At 46.7% G+C, this 614-nt stretch carries 1 protein-coding gene and 1 pseudogene; one reads left to right on the top strand and one right to left on the bottom strand.

Features of this window, described 5'->3' with window-relative positions; genetic code table 11:
• A partial coding sequence (locus R7044_RS26420; protein ID WP_225456139.1) for a DUF2982 domain-containing protein occupies positions 1-447 on the top strand: 447 nt, incomplete at its 5' end.
• Between the two features lie 20 nt (positions 448-467).
• On the opposite strand, the pseudogene R7044_RS26415 reads toward R7044_RS26420, so the two are convergent.
• Positions 468-614, bottom strand: a pseudogene (locus tag R7044_RS26415) (MBL fold metallo-hydrolase); the annotation flags it as partial.

Here is a 614-nt window from a genome sequence, read left to right as displayed (position 1 = left end):
TTTCAGCAACACCTGTTTAAAGGCGGTTGGGTTGTCCGTTGGCGAAATATTGAGTCCATTGGTATATGCAGTTATCAACAAGACGGCTGGCATCAACCGCTCCCGTGGATAGGCATCCGCTTGAAGCACTATTCCCCTTACCTTGATGCAATTTGCCCGCGTATCGCGACGGAGATTTTACTTAGCCAACGCGCTTTGTTGTATCTGGGCGCAAGGCAGAACCATTGTGAAGAGAAATTTGAAGATATGGTACTCGACCCACAACCGTACACTAGCAAAGCGGGAAAACAATACGACGGTTTGCAAGCCATGTTGGCGAATAGAATGAAGTATCAGAGAAAATTTTACGGCTATGATGTGTTTATTTCTGCCAGTGATTTAGACAGGGAAGCCGACGAATTTGTAGGGCTGACTCGGCGATACTTAGCGGCCGCCGAGCCAGAATAGTAACGAGTACAGACAAGGCGCTAGTATAGTGGCATCTCGTCAGCAACAAACGGGTTGGTTTTGCGCTCGTGACCGAAGGTAGATTGAGGACCATGACCCGGTACAAATGTAACATCGTTACCTAGAGGCCAAAGTTTCTCTTTAATTGAACTAATCAACGTATTGAA

Source organism: Vibrio sp. 1402, assembly GCF_033340275.1.
Note: the sequence above shows the minus strand (reverse complement) of the source record. Positions and strands in the feature narration are given on the sequence as shown.